Origin of the sequence: Streptomyces anandii JCM 4720 (assembly GCF_014650655.1) — a bacterium.
In the GTDB taxonomy this organism is placed as follows: domain Bacteria; phylum Actinomycetota; class Actinomycetes; order Streptomycetales; family Streptomycetaceae; genus Streptomyces; species Streptomyces anandii.
The window spans coordinates 7,755-9,957 of the sequence record NZ_BMVJ01000005.1; the positions used below are offsets into that span (position 1 = coordinate 7,755).

Annotated in this window: 2 pseudogenes; one reads left to right on the plus strand and one right to left on the minus strand. The window is 72.5% G+C overall.

The annotated features are described in order from the left end of the window. A pseudogene (locus IE249_RS36895) lies at positions 1-383 on the minus strand (hypothetical protein); the annotation flags it as partial. A 250-nt stretch (positions 384-633) separates the two neighbouring features. Here IE249_RS36895 and IE249_RS36900 point away from each other — a divergent pair. After that, positions 634-2,203: pseudogene (locus IE249_RS36900) on the plus strand (PA14 domain-containing protein); the annotation flags it as partial.

Genomic DNA, 2,203 nt, shown 5'->3' on the forward strand with positions numbered 1-2,203 from the left:
ATGGTCAGCACCACGGCGCGCACTCCGCCCGTCTGCGACACCGGCAGGCCCTTCATGGCCACCTCCGAGCGCGCGTTGCCGCCGCCCGTGACGTTCTTCAGCTCCTTCTGCGCCGCCGCGGCCGAACGGGCGGTCTCCGCCGACACCGACGCCTCGAACTCCGAGGCGCGGGCCGAGGCCGACGACGCCGCCGCCGACGCGGATGCGCGCGCGGAGCCCACGGCCGAGGACGCGGCGGAGGCGAGCGCGGACGGCGGAGTCCCGGTGAACGACGCGGTGTGCGGGGTGGCGGGCGTCGTGCGCACCGAGGACCCGCCGCCTCCGCCACCGCCTCCGCATCCGGCCACGGCGGCGGTCGCGGCGACGCACAGGACGGCGGTCACGGGCAGACGCGAGCGCGGGCCCAGGGGCCGGCGCGTGCCCGGGTGGGGCTGCTGGTGCGGTGCGCGCGGGCGCGGCGGAAGGCTTCGAGGCATCACGGTTCCCTCTGGTTGCTCATGTCCCAGAACTCGTGAACCCATGATCATGCGGGGTCGCCCGGCGTGCGACCCGACTGGTGCGCACGGGTCGCCGGGGGAGCGGCGCGAGCCGGTGTTGTCATGTCCCTGGACAGCGGCCACAGGGCGTGGTCTCATGCCAAGGACCCCCGTTTCCAACGATGTATCCAACGATGGACGCCCCAGGGCGCCCACCGAACCGCCACCCTTCCTCACTCAAGGAGGATTCGTGCGCATCCGGACCACCAGGTTCGTCAGATCCCCCCGATCCCGTTCCGGGCCGCTCCGCCGGCGCCTGTCCCTGCTGCTCGCGGCAGCCCTCGGTCTGGCCGGCCTGACCGCGGCCCCCGCCGCGAGCGCCGCGGTGGACGCGAGTGCCGCGCACACCGCGAGCGCCGCCGATGATCCCGTGGAGGTCCACGGCCTCAAGGGCGAGTACTACACCCAGTCCGCACCCGGAGCCTTCGACTTCGACACGCTGAAGGCCACCGGTTTCGACCCGAAGCTCGACTTCGACTCCCTGGAGTCCAGGCTGACTTCGGCCACCGGGCAGTCCGACGACGTGAGCGTCCGCTGGACCGGCCGGGTCGTGCCGGAGAAGACCGGCCCCACCACCTTCTCCATCATCGGCGACAACGGCTTCCGTCTCTGGGTCGACGGCCGGCTCGTCATCGACCACTGGGTCGACGACTGGGACCGCGAGCAGACCGGCGCCCCCGTGGAGCTGACCGCCGGCAAGGCGTACGACATCAAGGTCGAGTACTTCGAGCACTACGGAGGCTCCAACCTCCACCTGCGCTGGACCCCGCCGGGCGGCACCAAGACCGTCGTGCCGCAGTCGGCCTTCCTGCTCCCCGAGGGCTACGACTACGACGGCGCCATCGCCACCACCGTCCTCGGCGACGGCCGCACCCTCCGGCTCGACTTCGCGCAGCGGCTCGCCGCGCCCCCGGCCGGCCTGACCGCACACCTGAACGCCGTGATCGGCGGCGCCACCTGGCCGCTGGACGGGGTGCGGCGCGATCCCGACGACGCCAGGAGCCTGCTCGTCTCCCTGAAGGAGCCCGTCGTCGGCAACAGGACCGGCACCGCGCCCGGCCTCGCCGATGTGCGCTACGACGGAGCGGGCGGTCTGAGCGGCGACGATGGCAACGTTGTCAAGCCGTTCTGGAGCAGCGGCGGCAACCACTCCACCTATGAGCTGCGCACCAAGTGGGCCGACGACGTCACCCCCGCGAACGCCCACCGCGAATATCCCAGGCCCCAGTTGACCCGGTCGGCCTGGAAGAACCTCAACGGCGCCTGGCAGTTCGCCGCGGCCGAGGTGGGCGAGCAGCCGCCCGTGGGCCGAAGCCTCGCCGAGCGCATCCTCGTCCCGTACCCCGTGGAGTCCCAGCTGTCGGGCATCGAACGGCACGAGGACCGCATGTGGTACCGGCGCACGTTCACCGTCCCGCCCACCTGGCGGATCGGCTCCGGCAAGCGCCTGCAGCTCAACTTCGGCGCCGTCGACTGGCAGGCCGAGGTCTACGTCAACGGCACCAAGGTCGCCGAACACCAGGGCGGCTACGACAAGTTCAGCGCCGACATCACCGACGCCCTCAGGCCCGGCCGCACCCAGGAGCTGATCGTCGGCGTCCAGGACCCGACCGACGCGCAGGGCGGAGCGAACCCGCCGCTCGGCAAGCAGCGGCTGGACCCCGGCG